Source organism: Escherichia sp. E2586, from assembly GCF_005781105.1.
Lineage (GTDB): Bacteria > Pseudomonadota > Gammaproteobacteria > Enterobacterales > Enterobacteriaceae > Escherichia.
The window spans coordinates 45,050-67,195 of record NZ_VATN01000001.1; the positions used below are offsets into that span (position 1 = coordinate 45,050).

The window sequence follows — 22,146 nt, forward strand, 5'->3', positions numbered from 1 at the left end:
AACAGGAAAACAAAGCCGCATCCTGACTACCAGATGCGGCTTCGTAAGTGCGGTTACTTACCAATACAGAAGCTGGAGAAAATCCGCCCCAGTAGGTCGTCAGAGGTAAACTCCCCGGTAATCTCGCTCAAGTTCTGCTGCGCCAGGCGCAGCTCTTCCGCCAGCAATTCGCCCGCCCATGCGCCCAACAGTTGCGCTTTACCTTGCTGCAAATGCTCCGCTGCCTGTTCCAGTGCCTGTAGGTGGCGACGACGTGCCAGGAAGCCGCCTTCCATGTTGGTGTCAAAGCCCATGCTCTGTTTGAGATGGTTACGCAGCACGTCCACACCTTCACCAGTTCTTGCCGAGAGACGAATTAACGCGTGACCGTTCACTTCGCTCATTCCCAGCGTTTCGCCGGTGATATCGGCTTTATTGCGCACGACGGTGATCGGTAGTTTGGCGGGCAGACGGGCGATAAATTCCGGCCAGATCACTGCCGGATCAACGGCATCCGTGGTGGTGCCATCAACCATAAACAGCACACGGTCGGCTTGTTCAATTTCCTGCCATGCGCGCTCGATACCAATACGTTCCACTTCATCGCTGGCTTCGCGTAGCCCGGCGGTATCGATGATATGCAGAGGCATCCCGTCAATGTGGATATGCTCGCGCAGCACGTCACGCGTGGTTCCGGCGATATCAGTTACGATCGCCGCTTCACGCCCAGCCAGCGCGTTCAGCAGGCTCGATTTACCGGCGTTAGGACGTCCGGCAATCACCACTTTCATCCCTTCGCGCAACAGGCTGCCCTGACGAGCTTCGGCGCGTACCGCGTCAAGATCGGCAATCACGTCATTGAGCTGGGCTTCAATTTTGCCGTCGGAGAGGAAATCGATCTCTTCATCGGGGAAATCAATCGCCGCTTCGACGTAAATACGCAGGTGGGTAAGGGCTTCTACCAGATGATTAACCCGTGCGGAGAACGCGCCTTGCAGCGAATTAAGCGCCGAACGGGCTGCCTGTTCCGAGCTGGCATCGATCAGATCGGCAATCGCTTCTGCCTGGGCTAAATCAAGTTTATCGTTAAGAAACGCGCGTTCTGAAAATTCGCCAGGGCGGGCAATTCGCAGGCCGGGAATGGTCAGAATACGTTTTAACAGCAGGTCGAGGATCACCGGACCGCCATGACCCTGCAGTTCCAGCACATCTTCGCCGGTGAACGAGTTCGGGCCAGGGAACCATAGCGCAATCCCCTGATCGAGCACGCTGCCGTCGGCGTCTTTAAACGGAAGATAATCGGCGTAGCGCGGCTTAGGCAGTTTACCCAGCACGGTTTCGGCAACTTCACGGGCTTTGAGGCCGGAGATGCGCAGGATGCCAACGCCGCCACGTCCCGGAGGCGTGGCCTGGGCTACGATAGTGTCATTATCGCTCATGATGTTCCTGTTGCTTTGTGTGGCGGATGCGCGGTGCTTATCCGCCCTACGAAAAGAAAAAAGGCGGTCAACTGACCGCCCTTATTTTAGCGAAAACTCACCGAATCAGGATTTTTTCTTCTCGCGGCTATGCAGGCCACGTTTTTCCAGACCACGGTAAATCAGCTGCTGCTGAATAATGGTAACCAGGTTGCTGACGATATAGTACAGCACCAGACCTGACGGGAACCACAGGAAGAACACGGTGAAGATGACCGGCATAAAGGTCATGATCTTCTGCTGCATCGGGTCGGTCACAGTGGTCGGCGACATCTTCTGAATGAAGAACATCGTTACGCCCATCAGGATCGGCAGGATATAGTACGGGTCCTGTGCAGACAGGTCGTGGATCCACAGTGCGAACGGTGCCTGACGCAGTTCAACGGAACCCATCAGCATGTAGTACAACGCCAGGAAGATTGGCATCTGGATAATCAGCGGGAAGCAGCCGCCCAGCGGGTTAACCTTCTCAGCTTTGTACAGCGCCATCATTTCCTGGCTGATACGCTGTTTGTCATCGCCCAGACGCTCACGCATAGCCTGAATCTTCGGCTGCAGCATACGCATCTTCGCCATGGAGGTGTACTGCGCTTTGGTCAGCGGGTACATGATGCCACGAACGATAAAGGTGATGATGATAATGGAGAAGCCCCAGTTACCCACAAAGCTATGGATCCATTTCAGCAGTTTGAACAGCGGCTGAGAAATGAACCACAACCAACCGTAATCAACGGTCAGATCCAGGTGCGGAGCAACAGCTGCCATTTTGTCCTGGATTTCTGGGCCAACCCACAGGGTGCTGTTCATCGCGCCAGTCTGACCAGGCTGAACCAGTACCGGCTGAGATTTATAGCCGATAGCGGCGATGCCGTTACCCAGATTAGCGGTGTAGAAGTTGTTGGTGCCGTCGTTATGCGGGATCCACGCAGTCGCGAAATACTGTTGCAGCATCGCCACCCAACCACCTTTCGAAGAGATGTTCAGGTTTTCGTTATCGGCAATGGTATCGAACTTGTATTTCTCGTACTTCTCGTCAGGCGTGGAGTACGCTGCGCCACGGAAGGTATGCAGTGCGAAGTTGCTGCTTCCAGTGTCGAGATGCGGTGGCAGATTGATGGATTGCTTCAACTGACCAAAGGTGGAGATCTCCAGCGGTTTTTCGCCAGCGTTCTGCACGTTGTAGTTGACGTTGACAGCGTAATCACCACGTTTCAGGACAAACGTTTTGGTAAACGTGTTGCCTGCCGCGTCGGTATACGTCATCGGCACCTGCAGTTCGTTTTGGCCTTCAGCCAGCACATAAGCGTCTTTTTCAACGTTATACAGCGGACGCGGGCCGTTAGCCGGGTTATCCGGGCCATCACGACCGGTCAGACCGCTCTGTGCCTGATAAATAAACTGCGGTGAAGTTTCCAGCAGCTGGAACGGCTGGGTAGAGTTCAGCTCTTTCGGGTAAGCCGGGAGCAGAGCCTGTTCAACATCACCACCACGGGTGTTGATGGTCAGATCAAGCACGTCGGTCTTAACCGAAATCAGTTTCCCCTGGCCACTGGCCGGTACGCCCTGGTCGGCGGCGCTACCCGCTGCGGTGGTCGTTGTCTGCGTGGTCTGTTGGGCCTGAGGTTGCGGGTTTTTATCCTGCTCCCAAGCTTGCCAGATCATGAAAGACACGAACAGCAAAGCGATGACTAAAAGATTGCGTTGCGAATCCATCGTTAGTGTTCTCTGGTATCAAATGGTCCGGGCGGGACGGGATCGTCACCACCAGGGTGTAAAGGGTGGCATTTTAATACGCGTTTCACCGTCAACCAACTGCCTTTTATCACTCCAAACCTGCGCAATGCCTCAATTCCGTAGCTTGAACAGGTTGGAGTGAAACGACAATGCGGCCCGAGTAGCGGACTAATCAGGCGTTGATAGACCCGAATGAGGGCTATCAGGACCCGCGAGCCAGGCGACAGTGGCGGCGCCATAATTTTTCCAACGCTTCCGAGAGAGCACGGTTATCGAGGTCGGCAACCCCTTTTTTCGCCACCACCACGAAATCCATAGCCGGGAGTTCATGTTGGCGCAGACGGAAGCTTTCACGCGTCAGACGTTTAATCCGATTGCGTTCATGCGCGCGTCGAACGTTTTTCTTGGCGACAGTAAGACCGATACGGGGATGCCCCAGCGAATTCAGGCGGCCGAGAATGGTAATTTGCGGCGTGCCAGCCCGTTGTGGCTGCTGGAAGACGAATGTGAATTGACTGGGAGTTAACAAACGTAACTCCCTGGGAAATGCGAGCTTAACCACGCAGGGGTTAGCTATATTACTTAGAAACGGTCAGACGAGCGCGGCCTTTAGCACGACGACGTGCCAGAACCTGACGACCATTTTTAGTAGCCATACGAGCACGGAAGCCGTGAGAACGGTTGCGCTTCAGTACAGACGGTTGAAAAGTGCGTTTCATGGCGATTTCTACCTAAACTTGAATAAATTCAATGGCTTTATTGGATATCCGCCGAAAAATGAAACGATGGACACCGAAGCCATGGGTGATTAAAGAGGCCGGATTGTAATAATTGTACACTCCGGAGTCAATTCTCTTTCCTTATTTACCGCGCTTTTCCGCACCTTTTCGCTGGGAAAATGTACGGCCTCACACCAGTGAAAACCAGCATAGCGCGCCGGGGCGAGGATTATACGGGCTACCGGGTAAAGCGCAAGGATCGTCCAGGATCTTTCTTAGATCGATTAAGCCTAATTTTGTCTAAGGTCATTAAATTTTCCAATATGCGGCGTAAATCGTGCCCGCCTTGCGGCAGGATCGTTTACACTTAGCGAGTTCTGGAAAGCCCTGTGGATAAATCGGGAAAATCTGTGAGAAACAGAAGATCTCTTGCGCAGTTTAGGCTATGATCCGCGGTCCCGATCGTTTTGCAGGATCTTGATCGGGCATATAACCGCAGACAGCGGTTCGTGCGTCACCCTCATGCAGGGTCTTTTCGACGTGCGTCAACAATCATGAATGTTTCAGCCTTAGTCATAATCGACTTTTGTTCGAGTGGAGTCCGCCGTGTCACTTTCGCTTTGGCAGCAGTGTCTTGCCCGATTGCAGGATGAGTTACCAGCCACAGAATTCAGTATGTGGATACGCCCATTGCAGGCGGAACTGAGCGATAACACGCTGGCCTTGTACGCGCCAAACCGTTTTGTCCTCGATTGGGTAAGGGACAAGTACCTTAATAATATCAATGGACTGCTAACCAGTTTCTGCGGAGCGGATGCCCCACAGCTGCGTTTTGAAGTGGGCACAAAGCCCGTGACACAAACGCTGAAAGTCCCTGCCAGCAATACAGTTGCACCCGCTCAGGCAGCGCAGGTGCAGCCGCAACGTGCTGCGCCTTCTACGCGCTCAGGCTGGGATAATGTTCCGGCTCCGGCAGAACCGACCTATCGTTCCAACGTCAACGTTAAACATACGTTTGATAACTTCGTCGAAGGTAAATCTAACCAGCTGGCGCGCGCGGCGGCTCGCCAGGTGGCAGACAACCCGGGCGGCGCCTATAACCCGCTGTTCCTTTATGGCGGCACGGGGCTGGGTAAAACCCACCTGCTTCATGCGGTGGGTAATGGCATTATGGCGCGCAAGCCGAATGCCAAAGTGGTTTATATGCACTCCGAACGCTTTGTTCAGGACATGGTAAAAGCCCTGCAAAACAATGCGATCGAAGAGTTTAAACGCTACTACCGTTCCGTTGATGCGCTGCTGATCGACGATATTCAGTTTTTCGCCAATAAAGAACGATCCCAGGAAGAGTTTTTCCATACCTTTAACGCCCTGCTGGAAGGTAATCAGCAGATCATCCTCACGTCGGATCGCTATCCGAAAGAGATCAACGGTGTTGAGGATCGTTTGAAATCTCGCTTCGGCTGGGGGCTGACTGTAGCGATCGAACCGCCAGAGCTGGAAACCCGCGTGGCGATCCTGATGAAAAAGGCCGACGAAAACGACATTCGTTTGCCGGGCGAAGTCGCGTTCTTTATTGCCAAGCGTCTACGATCTAACGTACGTGAGCTGGAAGGGGCGCTGAACCGCGTCATTGCTAACGCCAACTTTACCGGACGGGCGATCACGATTGACTTCGTACGTGAGGCGCTGCGCGACTTACTGGCTTTGCAGGAAAAACTGGTCACTATCGACAATATTCAGAAGACGGTGGCAGAGTACTACAAGATCAAAGTCGCGGATCTCCTTTCCAAACGTCGATCCCGTTCGGTAGCGCGTCCACGTCAGATGGCGATGGCGCTGGCGAAAGAGCTGACTAACCACAGTCTGCCGGAGATTGGCGATGCGTTTGGTGGTCGTGACCACACGACGGTGCTTCATGCCTGCCGTAAGATCGAGCAATTGCGTGAAGAGAGCCACGATATCAAAGAAGATTTCTCTAATTTAATCAGAACATTGTCATCGTAAACCTATGAAATTTACCGTAGAACGTGAGCATTTATTAAAACCGCTACAACAGGTGAGCGGTCCGTTAGGTGGTCGTCCTACGCTACCGATTCTCGGTAATCTGCTGTTACAGGTTGCTGACGGTACGTTGTCGCTGACCGGTACTGATCTCGAGATGGAAATGGTGGCACGCGTTGCGCTGGTTCAGCCGCACGAACCAGGGGCGACGACCGTTCCGGCGCGCAAATTCTTTGATATCTGCCGTGGTCTGCCTGAAGGCGCGGAAATTGCCGTGCAGCTGGAAGGTGAGCGAATGTTGGTGCGCTCCGGGCGTAGCCGTTTTTCGCTTTCCACTCTGCCTGCGGCGGATTTCCCGAACCTCGATGACTGGCAGAGCGAAGTCGAATTTACCCTGCCACAGGCGACGATGAAGCGTCTGATTGAAGCGACCCAGTTTTCTATGGCGCATCAGGACGTTCGCTATTACTTAAACGGTATGCTGTTTGAAACCGAAGGTGAAGAACTGCGCACCGTGGCGACCGACGGCCACCGTCTGGCGGTCTGTTCAATGCCAATTGGTCAATCTTTGCCAAGCCATTCGGTGATCGTGCCGCGTAAAGGTGTGATTGAACTGATGCGTATGCTCGACGGCGGCGACAATCCGCTGCGCGTGCAGATTGGTAGCAACAATATTCGTGCCCACGTCGGCGACTTTATCTTCACTTCCAAACTGGTTGATGGTCGCTTCCCGGATTACCGCCGTGTTCTGCCGAAGAATCCGGACAAACATCTGGAAGCAGGCTGTGATTTACTCAAACAGGCTTTTGCTCGTGCGGCAATTCTCTCTAACGAGAAATTCCGTGGCGTGCGTCTGTATGTCAGCGAAAACCAGCTGAAAATCACCGCCAACAACCCGGAACAGGAAGAAGCGGAAGAGATCCTCGACGTTACCTATAGCGGTGCGGAGATGGAAATCGGCTTCAACGTCAGCTATGTGCTGGATGTCCTGAACGCACTGAAATGCGAAAATGTCCGCATGATGCTGACCGATTCGGTTTCCAGCGTGCAGATTGAAGATGCGGCTAGCCAGAGCGCGGCTTATGTTGTCATGCCAATGAGACTGTAATGTCCCTCACCCGCTTGTTGATCCGCGATTTCCGCAATATCGAAACCGCGGATCTCGCTTTATCTCCTGGCTTTAACTTTCTGGTAGGTGCCAACGGCAGTGGCAAAACCAGCGTGCTGGAAGCCATCTATACGCTCGGCCACGGTCGGGCGTTTCGTAGTTTGCAGATTGGTCGCGTTATTCGCCATGAGCAGGAAGCATTTGTGCTCCACGGGCGTTTGCAGGGCGAAGAGCGCGAGACGGCAATTGGCTTAACCAAAGACAAACAGGGCGACAGCAAAGTCCGCATCGACGGTACTGACGGGCATAAAGTCGCGGACCTGGCGCACCTGATGCCGATGCAGTTGATAACGCCTGAAGGGTTTACTTTACTCAACGGCGGCCCCAAATACAGAAGAGCATTCCTCGACTGGGGATGCTTTCACAACGAACCTGGATTTTTCACCGCCTGGAGCAATCTCAAGCGGTTGCTCAAGCAGCGTAATGCGGCGCTGCGCCAGGTGACACGTTACGAACAGCTACGCCCGTGGGATAAAGAATTGATCCCGCTGGCGGAGCAAATCAGCACCTGGCGCGCGGAGTATAGCGCCGGTATTGCGGCCGATATGGCCGATACCTGTAAGCAATTTCTCCCTGAGTTTTCTCTGACTTTCTCTTTTCAGCGCGGCTGGGAGAAAGAGACAGAGTACGCTGAGGTGCTGGAACGTAATTTTGACCGCGATCGCCAGCTAACCTACACCGCGCACGGCCCGCATAAAGCGGACTTACGCATTCGCGCCGACGGTGCGCCGGTGGAAGATACCTTATCGCGTGGGCAGCTTAAGCTGCTGATGTGCGCCTTACGTCTGGCGCAAGGAGAGTTCCTCACCCGTGAAAGCGGGCGGCGGTGTCTCTACCTGATAGATGATTTTGCCTCTGAGCTTGATGATGAGCGTCGCGGGCTGCTTGCCAGCCGCTTAAAAGCGACGCAATCACAGGTCTTTGTCAGCGCGATCAGTGCTGAACACGTTATAGACATGTCGGACGAAAATTCGAAGATGTTTACCGTGGAAAAGGGTAAAATAACGGATTAACCCAAGTATAAATGAGCGAGAAACGTTGATGTCGAATTCTTATGACTCCTCCAGTATCAAAGTCCTGAAAGGGCTGGATGCGGTGCGTAAGCGCCCGGGTATGTATATCGGCGACACGGATGACGGCACCGGTCTGCACCACATGGTATTCGAGGTGGTAGATAACGCTATCGACGAAGCGCTCGCGGGTCACTGTAAAGAAATTATCGTCACCATTCACGCCGATAACTCTGTCTCTGTACAGGACGACGGGCGCGGTATTCCGACCGGTATTCACCCGGAAGAGGGCGTATCGGCGGCGGAAGTGATCATGACCGTCCTGCACGCAGGCGGTAAATTTGACGATAACTCCTATAAAGTGTCCGGCGGTCTGCACGGCGTTGGTGTTTCGGTAGTAAACGCCCTGTCGCAAAAACTGGAGCTGGTTATCCAGCGCGAGGGTAAAATTCACCGTCAGATCTACGAACACGGTGTACCGCAGGCTCCGCTGGCGGTTACTGGCGACACCGATAAAACCGGTACGATGGTGCGTTTCTGGCCCAGCCTCGAAACCTTCACCAATGTGACCGAGTTCGAATATGAAATTCTGGCGAAACGTCTGCGTGAGTTGTCGTTCCTCAACTCCGGCGTTTCCATTCGTCTGAAAGACAAGCGTGATGGTAAAGAAGACCACTTCCACTATGAAGGCGGTATCAAGGCGTTCGTTGAGTATCTGAACAAGAACAAAACGCCGATCCACCCAAATATCTTCTATTTCTCAACCGAAAAAGACGGTATCGGCGTTGAAGTGGCGCTGCAGTGGAACGATGGCTTCCAGGAAAACATCTACTGCTTTACCAACAACATTCCGCAGCGTGACGGCGGTACTCACCTGGCAGGCTTCCGTGCGGCGATGACCCGTACTCTGAACGCCTACATGGACAAAGAAGGCTACAGCAAAAAAGCCAAAGTCAGCGCCACCGGTGACGATGCGCGTGAAGGCCTGATTGCGGTCGTTTCCGTGAAAGTGCCGGACCCGAAATTCTCCTCCCAGACCAAAGACAAACTGGTTTCTTCTGAGGTGAAATCGGCGGTTGAACAGCAGATGAACGAACTGCTGGCGGAATACCTGCTGGAAAATCCGACCGACGCGAAAATCGTGGTTGGCAAAATTATCGATGCTGCCCGCGCCCGTGAAGCTGCGCGTCGCGCTCGTGAAATGACCCGTCGTAAAGGTGCGCTGGATTTAGCTGGCCTGCCGGGCAAACTGGCGGACTGTCAGGAACGCGATCCGGCGCTTTCTGAACTGTACCTTGTGGAAGGGGACTCTGCGGGCGGCTCTGCAAAACAGGGGCGTAACCGCAAGAACCAGGCGATTCTGCCGTTGAAAGGTAAAATCCTCAACGTCGAGAAAGCCCGCTTCGATAAGATGCTAGCTTCCCAGGAAGTGGCGACGCTGATCACCGCGCTTGGCTGCGGGATTGGCCGTGACGAGTACAACCCAGACAAACTGCGTTATCACAGCATCATCATCATGACCGATGCGGACGTCGACGGCTCGCACATTCGTACGCTGCTGTTGACCTTCTTCTATCGTCAGATGCCAGAAATCATCGAACGTGGTCACGTTTACATTGCCCAACCGCCGCTGTACAAAGTGAAGAAAGGTAAGCAGGAACAGTACATTAAAGACGATGAAGCGATGGATCAGTACCAAATCTCCATCGCACTGGATGGTGCTTCCTTACATACCAACGCCAGCGCACCAGCTTTAGCGGGCGAAGCGTTAGAAAAACTGGTGTCTGAGTACAATGCGGCGCAGAAAATGATCGTGCGTATGGAGCGTCGTTATCCGAAAGCAATGCTGAAAGAGCTTATTTATCAGCCGACGCTGACGGAAGCCGACCTCTCTGATGAGCAGACCGTTACCCGTTGGGTGAACGCGCTGGTCAGCGAACTGAACGACAAAGAGCAGCACGGCAGCCAGTGGAAGTTTGATGTCCACACCAATGCCGAGAAAAACCTGTTCGAGCCGATTGTTCGCGTGCGTACCCACGGCGTGGATACTGACTACCCGCTGGATCACGAGTTCATCACCGGTGGCGAATATCGTCGTATCTGCACTCTGGGCGAGAAACTGCGTGGCTTGCTGGAAGAAGATGCGTTTATAGAACGTGGTGAGCGTCGTCAGCCGGTAGCCAGCTTCGAGCAGGCGCTGGACTGGCTGGTGAAAGAGTCCCGTCGCGGCCTCTCCATCCAGCGTTATAAAGGTCTGGGCGAGATGAACCCGGAACAGCTGTGGGAAACCACTATGGACCCGGAAAGCCGTCGTATGCTGCGCGTTACCGTTAAGGATGCGATTGCCGCCGACCAGCTGTTCACCACGCTGATGGGCGACGCCGTTGAACCGCGTCGTGCATTTATCGAAGAGAACGCACTGAAAGCGGCGAATATCGATATTTAATGGCGTTAACAATGCGAGCGTGCCTGATGCGCTACGCTTATCAGGCTTACAAGACTCATGCAATATATTGAATTTTCATGATTTTGTAGGCAGGAGAAGGCGTTAACGCCGCATCCGGCAAGAAGCGATAAGAAAAGGGCGGAGATCATCTCCGCCCTTTTTATTCCTGTAATCCGCAATTATCATCCCGCAGAACTATACTTTTTGAGTCAACGCGTAACGCTTTACAGGTGATTATCATGGGGCTTTTTGATGAAGTTGTAGGTGCCTTTTTGAAAGGCGATGCGGGGAAATATCAGGCGATTTTAAGTTGGGTCGAGGAGCAGGGCGGCGTTCAGGTACTGCTGGAAAAACTGCAAAGTGGCGGCTTAGGTGCCATTCTCACAACCTGGTTGAGTAATCAACAAAGCAATCAACCGGTGAGCGGCGAACAACTGGAATCGGCACTTGGCACAAATGCGGTGTCCGATCTTGGACAAAAACTCGGTGTTGATACCAGTGCTGCTTCCAACATGCTGGCGGAACAATTACCGAAGATTATTGATGCTCTATCGCCGCAGGGCGAAGTTTCGCCGCAAGCCAATAACGATCTGCTTTCCGCAGGCATGGAGTTGCTAAAAGGAAAACTTTTCAGCTAAGCAAAAGGGGGGCACGCAACGCGCGTTGCATCCCCCTTTTCCCTCGGGTGTTGTACTGATTTTTGAGCGCAATCGCGTTAGCATGGGTCAGGAATCAATCTACCTGGGGAACTCATGGCTATCAAACTCATTGCTATCGATATGGATGGCACCCTTCTGCTGCCCGATCACACCATTTCACCCGCCGTTAAAAATGCGATTGCCGCAGCTCGCGCCCGTGGCGTGAATGTTGTGCTAACGACGGGCCGCCCTTATGCAGGCGTTCACAGCTATTTGAAAGAGCTGCATATGGAACAGCCAGGCGACTACTGCATTACTTACAACGGCGCGTTGGTGCAGAAGGCCGCCGATGGCAGCACTGTGGCGCAAACAGCCCTGAGCTATGACGACTACCGTTTCCTGGAAAAACTCTCTCGCGAAGTCGGTTCCCATTTCCACGCGCTGGACCGCACCACGCTGTACACCGCTAACCGTGATATCAGCTATTACACGGTGCATGAATCATTTGTGGCTACCATTCCGCTGGTATTCTGCGAAGCGGAAAAAATGGACCCCAATATACAGCTCCTGAAAGTGATGATGATTGATGAACCCGCCATCCTCGACCAGGCCATTGCGCGTATTCCGCAGGAAGTGAAAGAGAAATATACCGTGCTGAAAAGTGCGCCGTACTTCCTCGAAATCCTCGATAAACGCGTTAACAAAGGTACGGGTGTGAAATCATTGGCCGACGTGTTAGGTATTAAACCGGAAGAAATCATGGCGATTGGCGATCAGGAAAACGACATCGCAATGATTGAATATGCAGGCGTCGGTGTGGCGATGGATAACGCTATTCCTTCGGTGAAGGAAGTGGCGAACTTTGTCACTAAATCCAACCTTGAAGATGGCGTGGCGTTTGCCATTGAGAAGTATGTGCTGAATTAATCAGTGGGCGGGCAAACAGCACGAACGCGTTTGCCCGCAGCGATTAACAATTTCTGGTCGTGCATAAAATCAGGAACTGAAGTGGTGACGTTACTATATCCAGCGTAAGAGTGACTGGCAGCAGAGCATTAGCGAGGCCGCGCGGAACTCCATCTGTTGTTTTGTACGCATAAAATCCCACCGTAAAGGGTTGGTGGAAAACCATCATATTTGAGTAATCTGCTTTTTTATTTTTCTGGTGGATAGAGCCTTTCAGGCTGTCCAGCATCCATGTACAACGCTGGGTATCACAAATAAAACCATATTGTGTCGCCAGAGCTTTATCTTCCTCACCGTTCCAGTCGTAATAGAGCGTAATAGCACCAGAAAAATTCTTATGACCGCTGCTTAAAATAAATTTCGCATTATCGGAAACGGTGATTCTTGCGCCATGAATTGCCGGATCGTTCAGCATTTTAACCACCTCATCGCCGCCGTTGGTCAACAGGTAGTCCAGCGATTCTCCTACAAAAACATAGCCTTTCGTACCATTACTATCCTCTGCCAGCGATAAACCCTTAATTGAGTCTGACCGCCATTGTTCGGCATGTGGAGGGCTTGCGGTATTGAAAAGCAGTCCTGCTGTTAGACATCCGGTCAACGCGAATGCCAAAGAACACAAACCGGCAGCCTTAAAAAATCCCTTAAAATTCAACTTCATAATTAATCCTTTAAACGAGTGGCTAAGCCGTTGAAAGCATACTCTTATTTCCCCCTGTTTAGCGCCCGACATCCCTTTTCAGATTTCTGCCTGAGGCAGGACATTTTCTTACCCGTTGTTCTTTTTGTGATCTAAATTGTAGTACAATAATATTAACCTGTACTACATTACACACACGGCAAACGCGAATGTCATCACGCTGGTACTACAAAGTTGCCGCGTTATGCATCGATCGGGGTAAAGTAGAGAAGAACATACAGAGCACAAGGACTCTCCATGACTCTCAATAAAACCGATCGCATCGTCATTACACTGGGTAAACAGATCGTTCACGGCAAATACGTGCCTGGCTCACCGCTTCCGGCCGAGGCGGAACTCTGTGAGGAGTTTGCAACCTCGCGCAACATCATCCGTGAAGTGTTCCGTTCGCTGATGGCGAAGCGGCTGATTGAAATGAAACGTTATCGCGGGGCGTTTGTGACAGCGCGTAACCAGTGGAATTACCTCGACACTGACGTACTGCAATGGGTGCTGGAAAACGACTACGACCCACGGCTTATCAGTGCAATGAGCGAAGTGCGAAATCTGGTGGAACCGGCGATTGCCCGCTGGGCGGCGGAGCGCGCGACCTCCAGCGATCTGGCGCAGATTGAGTCCGCGCTGAACGAGATGATTGCCAACAATCAGGATCGCGAGGCGTTTAACGAAGCGGATATTCGCTATCACGAGGCGGTACTGCAATCGGTGCATAACCCGGTGTTACAGCAACTTAGCATCGCGATCAGTTCGTTGCAGCGAGCGGTTTTTGAACGAACCTGGCGAGGGGATGAGGCCAACATGCCACAAACTCTCCTGGAACATAAAGTGTTATTCGATGCGATACGGCATCAGGACGGCGATGCGGCAGAGCAGGCAGCACTCAGCATGATTGCCAGTTCGACACGAAGGTTAAAGGAAATCACATGACAGTGTGCTACATCGCAATTGACTGGGGAATATCTCCATAATCCCCAGCGTGTGCCTCTCTCATGACGATAACCACAATGATATGCGTGGTGAAGAAACCCAATTGCACGGCGCGCAGGCACCGGGCAATCCGTAGAACGTACCACGTAGCAGGCTGCAGCATTTGTTAAGGCGTATCGAGAGGCAGTGCAATGAAAATCACCAAAATTACCACGTATCGTTTACCTCCCCGTTGGATGTTCCTGAAAATTGAAACCGATGAAGGCGTGGTCGGTTGGGGCGAGCCAGTGATTGAAGGCCGCGCGCGCACGGTTGAAGCGGCAGTTCACGAGCTGGGTGACTATTTGATTGGTCAGGATCCTTCGCGCATCAACGACTTATGGCAAGTGATGTATCGTGCCGGATTTTATCGTGGTGGTCCGATCCTGATGAGCGCCATTGCCGGGATTGACCAGGCGTTATGGGATATCAAAGGCAAAGTGCTGAATGCGCCAGTCTGGCAACTGATGGGCGGCTTGGTTCGCGACAAAATCAAAGCCTACAGTTGGGTCGGTGGCGATCGTCCGGCGGATGTTATCGACGGCATTAAAACTCTGCGTGAAATTGGCTTCGATACCTTCAAGTTGAATGGTTGCGAAGAACTTGGGCTGATTGATAACTCCCGCGCGGTGGATGCGGCGGTCAACACCGTGGCACAAATTCGTGAAGCCTTTGGCAATCAGATTGAGTTTGGCCTTGATTTCCACGGTCGCGTCAGCGCGCCTATGGCGAAAGTGCTGATTAAAGAACTGGAGCCGTATCGCCCACTGTTTATTGAAGAGCCGGTGCTGGCGGAACAAGCCGAATACTACCCGAAACTGGCGGCACAGACGCATATTCCACTGGCGGCGGGTGAGCGCATGTTCTCACGCTTCGATTTTAAACGCGTGCTGGAGGCGGGCGGTATTTCGATTCTGCAACCGGATCTCTCCCACGCAGGCGGTATTACCGAATGCTACAAAATTGCCGCAATGGCAGAAGCCTATGATGTGACCCTTGCGCCGCACTGTCCGCTCGGACCGATTGCACTGGCGGCTTGCCTGCATATCGACTTTGTTTCCTATAACGCCGTACTTCAGGAACAAAGTATGGGCATTCATTACAACAAAGGCGCGGAGTTACTCGACTTTGTGAAAAACAAAGAGGACTTCAGCATGGTCGGCGGCTTCTTTAAACCGCTAACGAAACCGGGCTTAGGCGTGGAAATCGACGAAGCTAAAGTTATTGAGTTCAGTAAAAATGCCCCGGACTGGCGTAATCCGCTCTGGCGTCATGAAGATAACAGCGTAGCAGAGTGGTAATTCCTGCCACGTAAGCCCCTCATCGGGCACTAAAACAGCAATACAAAAATATAACCCTCTGTAAATTACAGGGCATGGTGAGCGGCTTCGCTATGCCCAAAATCTGGAGACAGCTCGCTATGGATATTCCCGTTAATGCAGTAAAGCTGGGGCGTCGGCGTTATCTGACGCTGGTGATGATCTTTATTACGGTGGTCATTTGTTATGTTGACCGCGATAACCGGTATTTTCGAAGCGCCCGCTTTCCCGACCAATAACCGGATGGTGACCAGCTGGTTCCCGGAGCATGAACGTGCTTCCGCCGTTGGTTTTTATACTTCTGGTCAGTTTGTCGGTCTGGCGTTTCTGACTCCGCTGCTGATCTGGATCCAGGAGATGTTGAGCTGGCACTGGGTGTTCATTGTCACCGGTGGTATCGGCATTATCTGGTCGCTGATTTGGTTTAAGGTTTATCAGCCGCCGCGCCTGACCAAAGGTATCAGCAAAGCTGAACTGGATTACATTCGTGATGGCGGCGGTCTGGTGGATGGCGATGCGCCGGTGAAAAAAGAGGCGCGTCAGCCGTTAACAGCCAAAGACTGGAAACTGGTGTTCCATCGTAAACTGATCGGCGTCTATCTTGGGCAATTTGCGGTGGCTTCTACACTGTGGTTTTTCTTAACCTGGTTCCCGAACTATTTAACCCAGGAAAAAGGAATCACCGCGCTGAAAGCAGGCTTTATGACCACGGTGCCATTCCTCGCTGCGTTTGTCGGCGTCCTGCTCTCTGGCTGGGTCGCGGATCTGCTGGTACGTAAGGGCTTTTCACTGGGCTTTGCGCGTAAAACGCCGATTATCTGCGGCTTGCTGATCTCCACCTGCATTATGGGCGCTAACTACACCAACGATCCGATGATGATTATGTGCCTGATGGCGCTGGCATTCTTTGGCAACGGTTTTGCTTCGATTACCTGGTCGCTGGTCTCTTCTCTGGCACCGATGCGCCTGATTGGTTTAACCGGCGGCGTGTTTAACTTCGCCGGTGGTCTGGGCGGCATCACCGTTCCGCTGGTGGTGGGGTACCTGGCGCAGGGTTACGGTTTCGCACCTGCACTGGTTTATATTTCCACCGTCGCGTTGATTGGCGCGCTCTCTTACATCCTGCTGGTGGGCGATGTGAAGCGCGTTGGATAACCTTTCAACTGTGGAATATGCGCCACACCACTGCGCATAATCCACTGTCTTAAGGCCGGTGTGGTCAGGCATCGGCTTTTTACTATCTTGCCGTAGAGCTTTAAACGAAGTTTGCGGGTGGTGCGCCAGTAGGCGGCGTTGATCTTCTCTGGCTGCTTCAGCAACACCGAACACAGAATCTCTGCACTATCCAGCGCATAGCTAATCCCCTCCAGCGAGCTGGCGCTGATAAATCCCGCCGCTTCACCAATCAGAAAGGCGTTGTCCTTACCGCAGACAAAATCCTGCCAGCGTGAGGGAAACAGCACCGTGCATTTTTCGCTTTTCACCGCCTTACCAAACTGGAACTGAAAGGCGCTCATTTTCTCTTTCAGCGCCGTGAAACGTGTCTGACCGTCTTTCATCGGATAGGCACCGCCAAAGATAAAATAACCGTCTTTGCTGATACTCCATGAGTAACAGTCAGTTATCGCATTATCAAAGATGCAGGAGTAGAACGGCACCGGATGTTTCTCTGCGAACCATTGCTGGATAGCGACATATTTACGAATTTGATGGTCCGGGTAGAGATGTCGCCGCACCATCGAGTTGGCACCATCGGCACCGACCAGATAGCGGGCAGTAATATGCTGCTCCCAGCCGTCTGCACGAAAAATGACATGCCATTTGTCATCCTCACGCCAGATTTTCCGGCACAGGCTATCGTGATAAACCTCAACGCTGGCGGGGATCAGCGATTTCATCCACAAGTCGAAAGCGTGGCGATTAATATTGATATAGCTTCGCTGGTAGTTACGCGTGAGAGATGCGGCGACGTCGACGGTTTTGACGCTGAAAATCTGCGGATTAGCGATCACATCGACAGGAAGCGTCAGTCCATCGCGAATAAAAGATCGCTGCGCGTCCGGTGCCAGCAGACCGCCACAAGGTTTGCTGAAACCTTCAGTACCATGCTGGTGCTTTTTATCCAGCGCGATCACCTGCATTTTGCCTGCTAACTTTCGCGCCAACGCCGACCCTGCCGGGCCGAGGCCAATAATCGCCACGTCAAAATGTTCCATCTTTTCACTCACATTCATCACGATGGCAAAAGACTAATGTCTGAAAGTGAAGTCCTTGTGAAGTATGATGGCGGGAACCGTTTTGTATCAGGACCGCGCCATGAAACAGATAACCTTTGCTCCCCGTAATCACCTGCTCACCAATACCAATACCTGGACGCCCGACAGCCAGTGGCTGATATTTGACGTGCGTCCTTCTGGCGCGTCGTTTACCGGTGAAACCATTGAGCGTGTGAATATCCATACCGGCGAGGTCGAGGTTATCTACCGCGCGTCACAGGGCGCGCATGTCGGCGTGGTGACCGTTCATCCGAAGTCAGAGAAGTATATCTTCATCCACGGCCCTGAAAATCCTGATGAAACATGGCATTACGATTTCCATCACCGTCGCGGCGTGGTTGTTGAAGACGGCAAGGTGAGCAATCTCGATGCAATGGATATTACTGCTCCGTACACCCCAGGGGCGTTACGCGGCGGCAGTCATGTACATGTCTTTAGCCCAAACGGTGAAATGGTGAGTTTTACCTATAACGACCACGTGCTGCATGAACGCGATCCAGCGCTGGATTTGCGAAACGTCGGGGTGGCAGCGCCGTTTGGTCCGGTCAATGTGCAAAAACAGCATCCGCGTGAATACAGCGGTAGCCACTGGTGCGTGCTGGTGAGTAAAACAACGCCCACGCCGCAGCCTGGCAGTGATGAAATCAATCGTGCTTATGAAGAAGGATGGGTAGGAAACCACGCTCTGGCGTTTATTGGCGATACGCTTTCGCAAAAGGGCGAGAAAGTGCCGGAGCTGTTTATTGTTGAATTGCCGCAAGATGAAATTGGCTGGAAAGCGGCAGGTGATGTGCCGTTAAGCGGAACGGAATCAACTCTGCCCGCGCCACCGCGTGGCGTCGTGCAGCGACGTTTAACCTTTACGCACCATCGTAATTCCCCGGGGTTAGTCAACGTCCCGCGCCACTGGGTGCGGTGTAACCCACAAGGAACGCAAATCGCGTTTTTAATGCGTGATGATAACGGCATTGTGCAACTGTGGCTTATCTCGCCACAGGGCGGCGAACCGCGCCAGTTAACACATAACAAAACGGGTATTCAGTCAGCATTCAACTGGCATCCATCGGGAGAATGGCTGGGCGTTGTGCTGGATAACCGTATTGTCTGCGTACACGCGCAAAGCGGCGAAGTTGAGTATTTAACCGAAAATCACGCCAACTCACCTTCGGCGGACGCGGTGGTCTTCTCGCCGGATGGTCAATGGCTGGCGTGGATGGAAGCCGGCCAGTTGTGGATAACCAAAACTGGCCGCTAAATCAGTTCACGGGCATTCTGGCTGGTGGAATTACGGCATTGATGGCTTGCGCGTCGGCTTCGCTTTTTTCCACGCGCGAGCGCACTGAACTGTCTTTGCGGAACGCATCCCATGGCAGAAGTAGCGTATCCATGACTGCGGTAAATGGCATATCGAGAATTGCCAGCGATTTGGTTCCCCAGTTTGTTGTGTCATCACCAATCATGGTGGCACTGGCGCGGGTGCCGGGATACGTTCCCTCCTTCCCCCCGGTATGGGACATTACGCTGGAGCATCCTCCGAGTAACGTCATTCCGCTGCATATCATGAGCGCTAACAACACATTTCTTATCATAATAAATTCATCTGTTGATCGTTGGTGTTGGCATGATGTGTTATAGCGATCCCTTGCTGAAAATAACATCATCATCATGTCGCACTGTGGCGGCTATCGCACTTTAACGTTTCGTGCTGCCCCCCAGTCTATGCAATAGACCACAAACTGCAAAAAAAAGTCCGTCGAAAAGACTTGAAAAGTGCATATCCAGACCCATTTTTATACCGTAGCCAATGAGAACACGCCTGATGGGTGTTCTGGCTATCCGACCTGTCCATTGTGGAAGGTCTTACATTCTCGCTGATTTCAGGAGCTATTAATTATGCGTAACTTTGATTTATCCCCGCTTTACCGTTCTGCTATTGGATTTGATCGTTTGTTTAACCACTTAGAAAACAACCAGAGCCAGAGTAATGGCGGCTACCCTCCGTACAATGTTGAACTGGTAGACGAAAACCATTACCGCATTGCTATCGCGGTGGCTGGCTTTGCCGAAAGTGAACTGGAAATTACCACCCAGGACAATCTGCTGGTAGTGAAAGGTGCTCACGCCGACGAACAAAAAGAGCGCACCTATCTGTACCAGGGCATCGCTGAACGCAACTTTGAACGTAAATTCCAGTTAGCTGAGAACATTCATGTTCGTGGCGCTAACCTGGTGAACGGTCTGCTGTATATCGATCTCGAACGCGTGATTCCTGAAGCGAAAAAACCGCGCCGTATCGAAATCAACTAATTCTCTAAGGCCGCAGTGCGCGGCCTGACATTTGATGCTCGCCGTCAGGGAGCATATGCGAATCTTCGGATTTGCAGGTACTTACTCGCTTCTTAGAAGGAGAAATGACTATGCGTAACTTCGATTTATCCCCACTGATGCGTCAATGGATCGGTTTTGACAAACTGGCCAACGCACTGCAAAACGCCGGTGAAAGCCAGAGCTTCCCGCCGTACAACATTGAGAAAAGCGACGATAACCACTACCGCATTACCCTTGCGCTGGCAGGTTTTCGTCAGGAAGATTTAGATATTCAACTGGAAGGAACGCGCCTGAGCGTAAAAGGCACGCCGGAGCAGCCAAAAGAAGAGAAGAAATGGCTGCATCAAGGGCTTATGAATCAGCCGTTTAGCCTGAGCTTTACGCTGGCTGAAAATATGGAAGTCTCTGGCGCAACCTTCGTTAATGGTTTACTGCATATTGATTTAATTCGTAATGAGCCTGAACCCATCGCAGCGCAGCGTATCGCTATCAGCGAACGTCCCGCGTTAAATAGCTAATTAGCTATTCTCTTTGCCCCGCCAGTTTGGTGGGGCTTTTTTTGCCTGCAATCTTCAACAATGTTTTAATTTTCGCCAATTTAAGATGTTCCGGCACTTTCTTTACCGTGATAATGTGCGCCATAAGGCAAATCTGCTTCACCGATTCAGCCATAATCCGTAGCAATTAAAATGTTATTTCAAGAGAAATGGACGATGAGTGATATAGCATTAACGGTCAGTATTCTGGCTTTGGTGGCGGTCGTCGGGTTGTTTATCGGCAACGTCAAGTTTCGCGGTGTTGGATTGGGCATTGGCGGCGTGCTGTTCGGTGGGATCATCGTCGGCCATTTTGTTTCACAGGCGGGGATGACATTAAGCAGCGACATGCTGCATGTTATCCAGGAATTTGGTCTGATCCTGTTCGTTTATACTATCGGTATTCAGGTGGGGCCGGGCTTCTTTGCCTCGTTGCGTGTCTCCGGATTACGCCTCAATTTGTTTGCTGTTTTGGTTGTCATCCTCGGTGGTCTGGTCACCGCCATCCTGCATAAACTTTTCGATATTCCACTTCCCGTGGTACTGGGGATTTTCTCCGGCGCGGTCACCAATACACCAGCGCTGGGTGCAGGTCAGCAGATCTTACGCGACCTGGGGACACCGATGGAGATGGTCGATCAGATGGGGATGAGCTATGCGATGGCGTATCCATTTGGGATTTGCGGCATTTTGTTCACTATGTGGATGCTGCGGGTTATTTTCCGCGTCAATGTTGAGACTGAGGCGTTGCAACACGAGTCCACGCGGACTAACGGTAGCGTGCTGATCAGGACCATTAACATCCGTGTTGATAACCCTAACTTACATAATTTAGCGATTAAAGATGTACCGATTCTCAATGGCGATAAAGTTATCTGCTCGCGATTGAAACGAGAGGAAACCCTCAAAGTACCTTCTCCGGAAACCATTATTCAGTTGGGCGATTTGCTTCATCTGGTGGGGCAGCCTGCGGATTTACATAATGCGCAATTGGTGATTGGTCAGGAAGTGGATACCTCGCTGTCGACGAAAGGCACCGATCTGCGCGTCGAACGCGTGGTGGTCACCAATGAGAATGTGCTTGGTAAACGTATTCGCGACCTGCACTTTAAGGAGCGCTATGACGTCGTTATTTCGCGCCTGAACCGTGCTGGCGTTGAATTAGTTGCAAGTAGCGATATTAGCCTGCAATTTGGCGATATTCTCAACCTGGTTGGACGCCCGTCCGCGATTGATGCCGTTGCTAATGTATTAGGTAATGCGCAGCAAAAATTGCAACAGGTACAAATGTTACCGGTGTTTATTGGTATTGGGCTTGGCGTATTGTTGGGTTCCATTCCGGTGTTTGTGCCTGGATTCCCGGCTGCGTTGAAGTTGGGGCTGGCGGGCGGTCCGCTGATTATGGCGCTGATCCTCGGGCGTATCGGCAGCATTGGTAAGCTTTACTGGTTTATGCCGCCAAGTGCCAACCTGGCGCTGCGCGAACTGGGTATCGTACTGTTTCTCTCGGTAGTTGGCCTGAAATCCGGCGGCGATTTTATCCATACACTGGTGGATGGCGAAGGGTTAAGCTGGATAGGCTATGGCGCATTGATTACTGCAATTCCGCTGATCACGGCTGGCATTCTGGCGCGGATGTTAGTCAAAATGAATTATCTCACGATGTGCGGGATGCTCGCGGGTTCAATGACCGATCCTCCGGCACTGGCGTTTGCCAATAATCTTCATCCTACCAGTGGCGCGGCAGCGCTCTCTTACGCCACGGTGTATCCGTTAGTTATGTTCCTGCGCATTATCACACCACAGTTACTGGCGGTGCTTTTCTGGAGTATCGGCTAACGCTTTTCCGGGTGGAGTCGCCATAAATGGTTCTCCACCT

20 protein-coding genes, 3 pseudogenes and 1 other annotated feature are annotated in these 22,146 nt (G+C 52.2%); of the genes and pseudogenes, 15 read left to right on the plus strand and 8 right to left on the minus strand.

All coding sequences use genetic code 11. The annotated features are described in order from the left end of the window. Positions 1–53: 53 nt before the first annotated feature. From mnmE to rpmH, 5 genes are all read right to left on the minus strand, one after another. Complete coding sequence (gene mnmE, locus FEK50_RS00215) at positions 54–1,418, minus strand: tRNA uridine-5-carboxymethylaminomethyl(34) synthesis GTPase MnmE (protein WP_130206802.1); 1,365 nt, start codon at positions 1,416–1,418, stop codon at positions 54–56. A gap of 105 nt (positions 1,419–1,523) precedes the next feature. Then, positions 1,524–3,170, minus strand: a complete 1,647-nt coding sequence (gene yidC / locus FEK50_RS00220) for a membrane protein insertase YidC (protein ID WP_064525945.1) — start codon at positions 3,168–3,170, stop codon at positions 1,524–1,526. A gap of 2 nt (positions 3,171–3,172) precedes the next feature. After that, on the minus strand, positions 3,173–3,430 hold the full coding sequence (gene yidD, locus FEK50_RS00225) for a membrane protein insertion efficiency factor YidD (protein WP_001307474.1): 258 nt from the start codon (positions 3,428–3,430) through the stop codon (positions 3,173–3,175). Next, complete coding sequence (gene rnpA, locus FEK50_RS00230; RefSeq protein WP_000239730.1) at positions 3,394–3,753, minus strand: ribonuclease P protein component; 360 nt, start codon at positions 3,751–3,753, stop codon at positions 3,394–3,396. Before rnpA ends, yidD begins: the two co-directional genes overlap by 37 nt. A 16-nt stretch (positions 3,754–3,769) precedes the next feature. Further along, positions 3,770–3,910, minus strand: a complete 141-nt coding sequence (gene rpmH, locus FEK50_RS00235; RefSeq protein ID WP_000831330.1) for a 50S ribosomal protein L34 — start codon at positions 3,908–3,910, stop codon at positions 3,770–3,772. Positions 3,911–4,516: 606 nt separating this feature from the next. Here rpmH and dnaA point away from each other — a divergent pair. The 6 genes from dnaA to yidA all read left to right on the plus strand — a co-directional run bounded on the left by dnaA (position 4,517) and on the right by yidA (position 12,103). Continuing rightward, entirely contained in the window at positions 4,517–5,917 is a 1,401-nt protein-coding gene (dnaA, locus tag FEK50_RS00245; protein ID WP_000059100.1) for a chromosomal replication initiator protein DnaA, read from the plus strand. 4 nt (positions 5,918–5,921) lie between these two features. Then, positions 5,922–7,022 carry a DNA polymerase III subunit beta gene (gene dnaN / locus FEK50_RS00250; protein ID WP_000673464.1) on the plus strand — a complete coding sequence of 367 codons (1,101 nt, stop codon included), beginning with the start codon at positions 5,922–5,924 and terminating at the stop codon, positions 7,020–7,022. Then, positions 7,022–8,095: a DNA replication/repair protein RecF gene (gene recF, locus FEK50_RS00255; protein WP_131161520.1), complete on the plus strand. Its 1,074-nt coding sequence runs from the start codon at positions 7,022–7,024 to the stop codon at positions 8,093–8,095. Before dnaN ends, recF begins: the two co-directional genes overlap by 1 nt. Positions 8,096–8,123: 28 nt before the next feature. Further along, the gene (gyrB, locus tag FEK50_RS00260) at positions 8,124–10,538 is read left to right on the plus strand and encodes a DNA topoisomerase (ATP-hydrolyzing) subunit B (protein ID WP_130206798.1); all 2,415 of its coding nucleotides are present in this window, start codon (positions 8,124–8,126) and stop codon (positions 10,536–10,538) included. A gap of 239 nt (positions 10,539–10,777) precedes the next feature. Next, positions 10,778–11,176, plus strand: a complete 399-nt coding sequence (locus FEK50_RS00265; protein ID WP_205712815.1) for a YidB family protein — start codon at positions 10,778–10,780, stop codon at positions 11,174–11,176. Positions 11,177–11,290: 114 nt separating this feature from the next. Beyond that, positions 11,291–12,103: a sugar-phosphatase gene (gene yidA, locus FEK50_RS00270; protein WP_001517428.1), complete on the plus strand. Its 813-nt coding sequence runs from the start codon at positions 11,291–11,293 to the stop codon at positions 12,101–12,103. Between the two features lie 43 nt (positions 12,104–12,146). On the opposite strand, the gene FEK50_RS00275 is transcribed toward yidA, so the two are convergent. Next, positions 12,147–12,803 (minus strand): hypothetical protein, encoded by a 657-nt coding sequence (locus FEK50_RS00275; protein ID WP_131161521.1) that lies wholly within the window; start codon positions 12,801–12,803, stop codon positions 12,147–12,149. Between the two features lie 276 nt (positions 12,804–13,079). Between FEK50_RS00275 and dgoR the strand changes: the two genes are divergently transcribed. The 5 genes and pseudogenes from dgoR to FEK50_RS00300 all read left to right on the plus strand — a co-directional run bounded on the left by dgoR (position 13,080) and on the right by FEK50_RS00300 (position 16,282). Then, complete coding sequence (dgoR, locus tag FEK50_RS00280) at positions 13,080–13,769, plus strand: D-galactonate utilization transcriptional regulator DgoR (protein ID WP_130261114.1); 690 nt, start codon at positions 13,080–13,082, stop codon at positions 13,767–13,769. A gap of 28 nt (positions 13,770–13,797) precedes the next feature. Continuing rightward, positions 13,798–13,899 (plus strand): annotated as a pseudogene (locus tag FEK50_RS00285) (2-oxo-3-deoxygalactonate kinase); the annotation flags it as partial. After that, positions 13,893–13,964 (plus strand): annotated as a pseudogene (locus tag FEK50_RS00290) (2-dehydro-3-deoxy-6-phosphogalactonate aldolase); the annotation flags it as partial. The pseudogenes FEK50_RS00285 and FEK50_RS00290, both read left to right, overlap by 7 nt. Next, complete coding sequence (gene dgoD, locus FEK50_RS00295) at positions 13,961–15,109, plus strand: galactonate dehydratase (RefSeq protein ID WP_131161522.1); 1,149 nt, start codon at positions 13,961–13,963, stop codon at positions 15,107–15,109. The pseudogene FEK50_RS00290 and the gene dgoD, both read left to right, overlap by 4 nt. A 74-nt stretch (positions 15,110–15,183) precedes the next feature. Next, positions 15,184–16,282 (plus strand): annotated as a pseudogene (locus FEK50_RS00300) (MFS transporter). Here the strand turns inward: FEK50_RS00300 and cbrA are convergent. Beyond that, the gene (gene cbrA / locus FEK50_RS00305; RefSeq protein WP_130206786.1) at positions 16,243–17,343 is read right to left on the minus strand and encodes a colicin M resistance lipid reductase CbrA; all 1,101 of its coding nucleotides are present in this window, start codon (positions 17,341–17,343) and stop codon (positions 16,243–16,245) included. The pseudogene FEK50_RS00300 and the gene cbrA overlap by 40 nt on opposite strands. A gap of 100 nt (positions 17,344–17,443) precedes the next feature. Between cbrA and FEK50_RS00310 the strand changes: the two genes are divergently transcribed. After that, complete coding sequence (locus FEK50_RS00310; RefSeq protein WP_205712939.1) at positions 17,444–18,658, plus strand: DUF3748 domain-containing protein; 1,215 nt, start codon at positions 17,444–17,446, stop codon at positions 18,656–18,658. Position 18,659: 1 nt separating this feature from the next. On the opposite strand, the gene FEK50_RS00315 is transcribed toward FEK50_RS00310, so the two are convergent. Continuing rightward, on the minus strand, positions 18,660–18,992 hold the full coding sequence (locus FEK50_RS00315) for a YceK/YidQ family lipoprotein (RefSeq protein ID WP_130206784.1): 333 nt from the start codon (positions 18,990–18,992) through the stop codon (positions 18,660–18,662). Positions 18,993–19,230: 238 nt separating this feature from the next. Continuing rightward, positions 19,231–19,303 (plus strand) — a sequence feature (ROSE (Repression Of Heat Shock gene Expression) occurs in the 5'-region of heat shock genes and acts as an RNA thermometer to modulate expression.). Between FEK50_RS00315 and ibpA the strand changes: the two genes are divergently transcribed. The 3 genes from ibpA (at position 19,297) to FEK50_RS00330 (ending at position 22,106) form a co-directional block, all read left to right on the plus strand. Continuing rightward, positions 19,297–19,710, plus strand: coding sequence for a small heat shock chaperone IbpA (gene ibpA, locus FEK50_RS00320; RefSeq protein WP_032329610.1), 414 nt, complete (start codon positions 19,297–19,299; stop codon positions 19,708–19,710). Its footprint overlaps the feature before it by 7 nt. Before the next feature lie 110 nt (positions 19,711–19,820). Next, a complete protein-coding gene (ibpB, locus tag FEK50_RS00325) occupies positions 19,821–20,249 on the plus strand; it encodes a small heat shock chaperone IbpB (protein WP_001243426.1) in 429 nt (142 codons plus the stop codon). Positions 20,250–20,444: 195 nt separating this feature from the next. Then, entirely contained in the window at positions 20,445–22,106 is a 1,662-nt protein-coding gene (locus tag FEK50_RS00330; RefSeq protein WP_130206782.1) for a putative transporter, read from the plus strand. Positions 22,107–22,146: the final 40 nt, after the last annotated feature.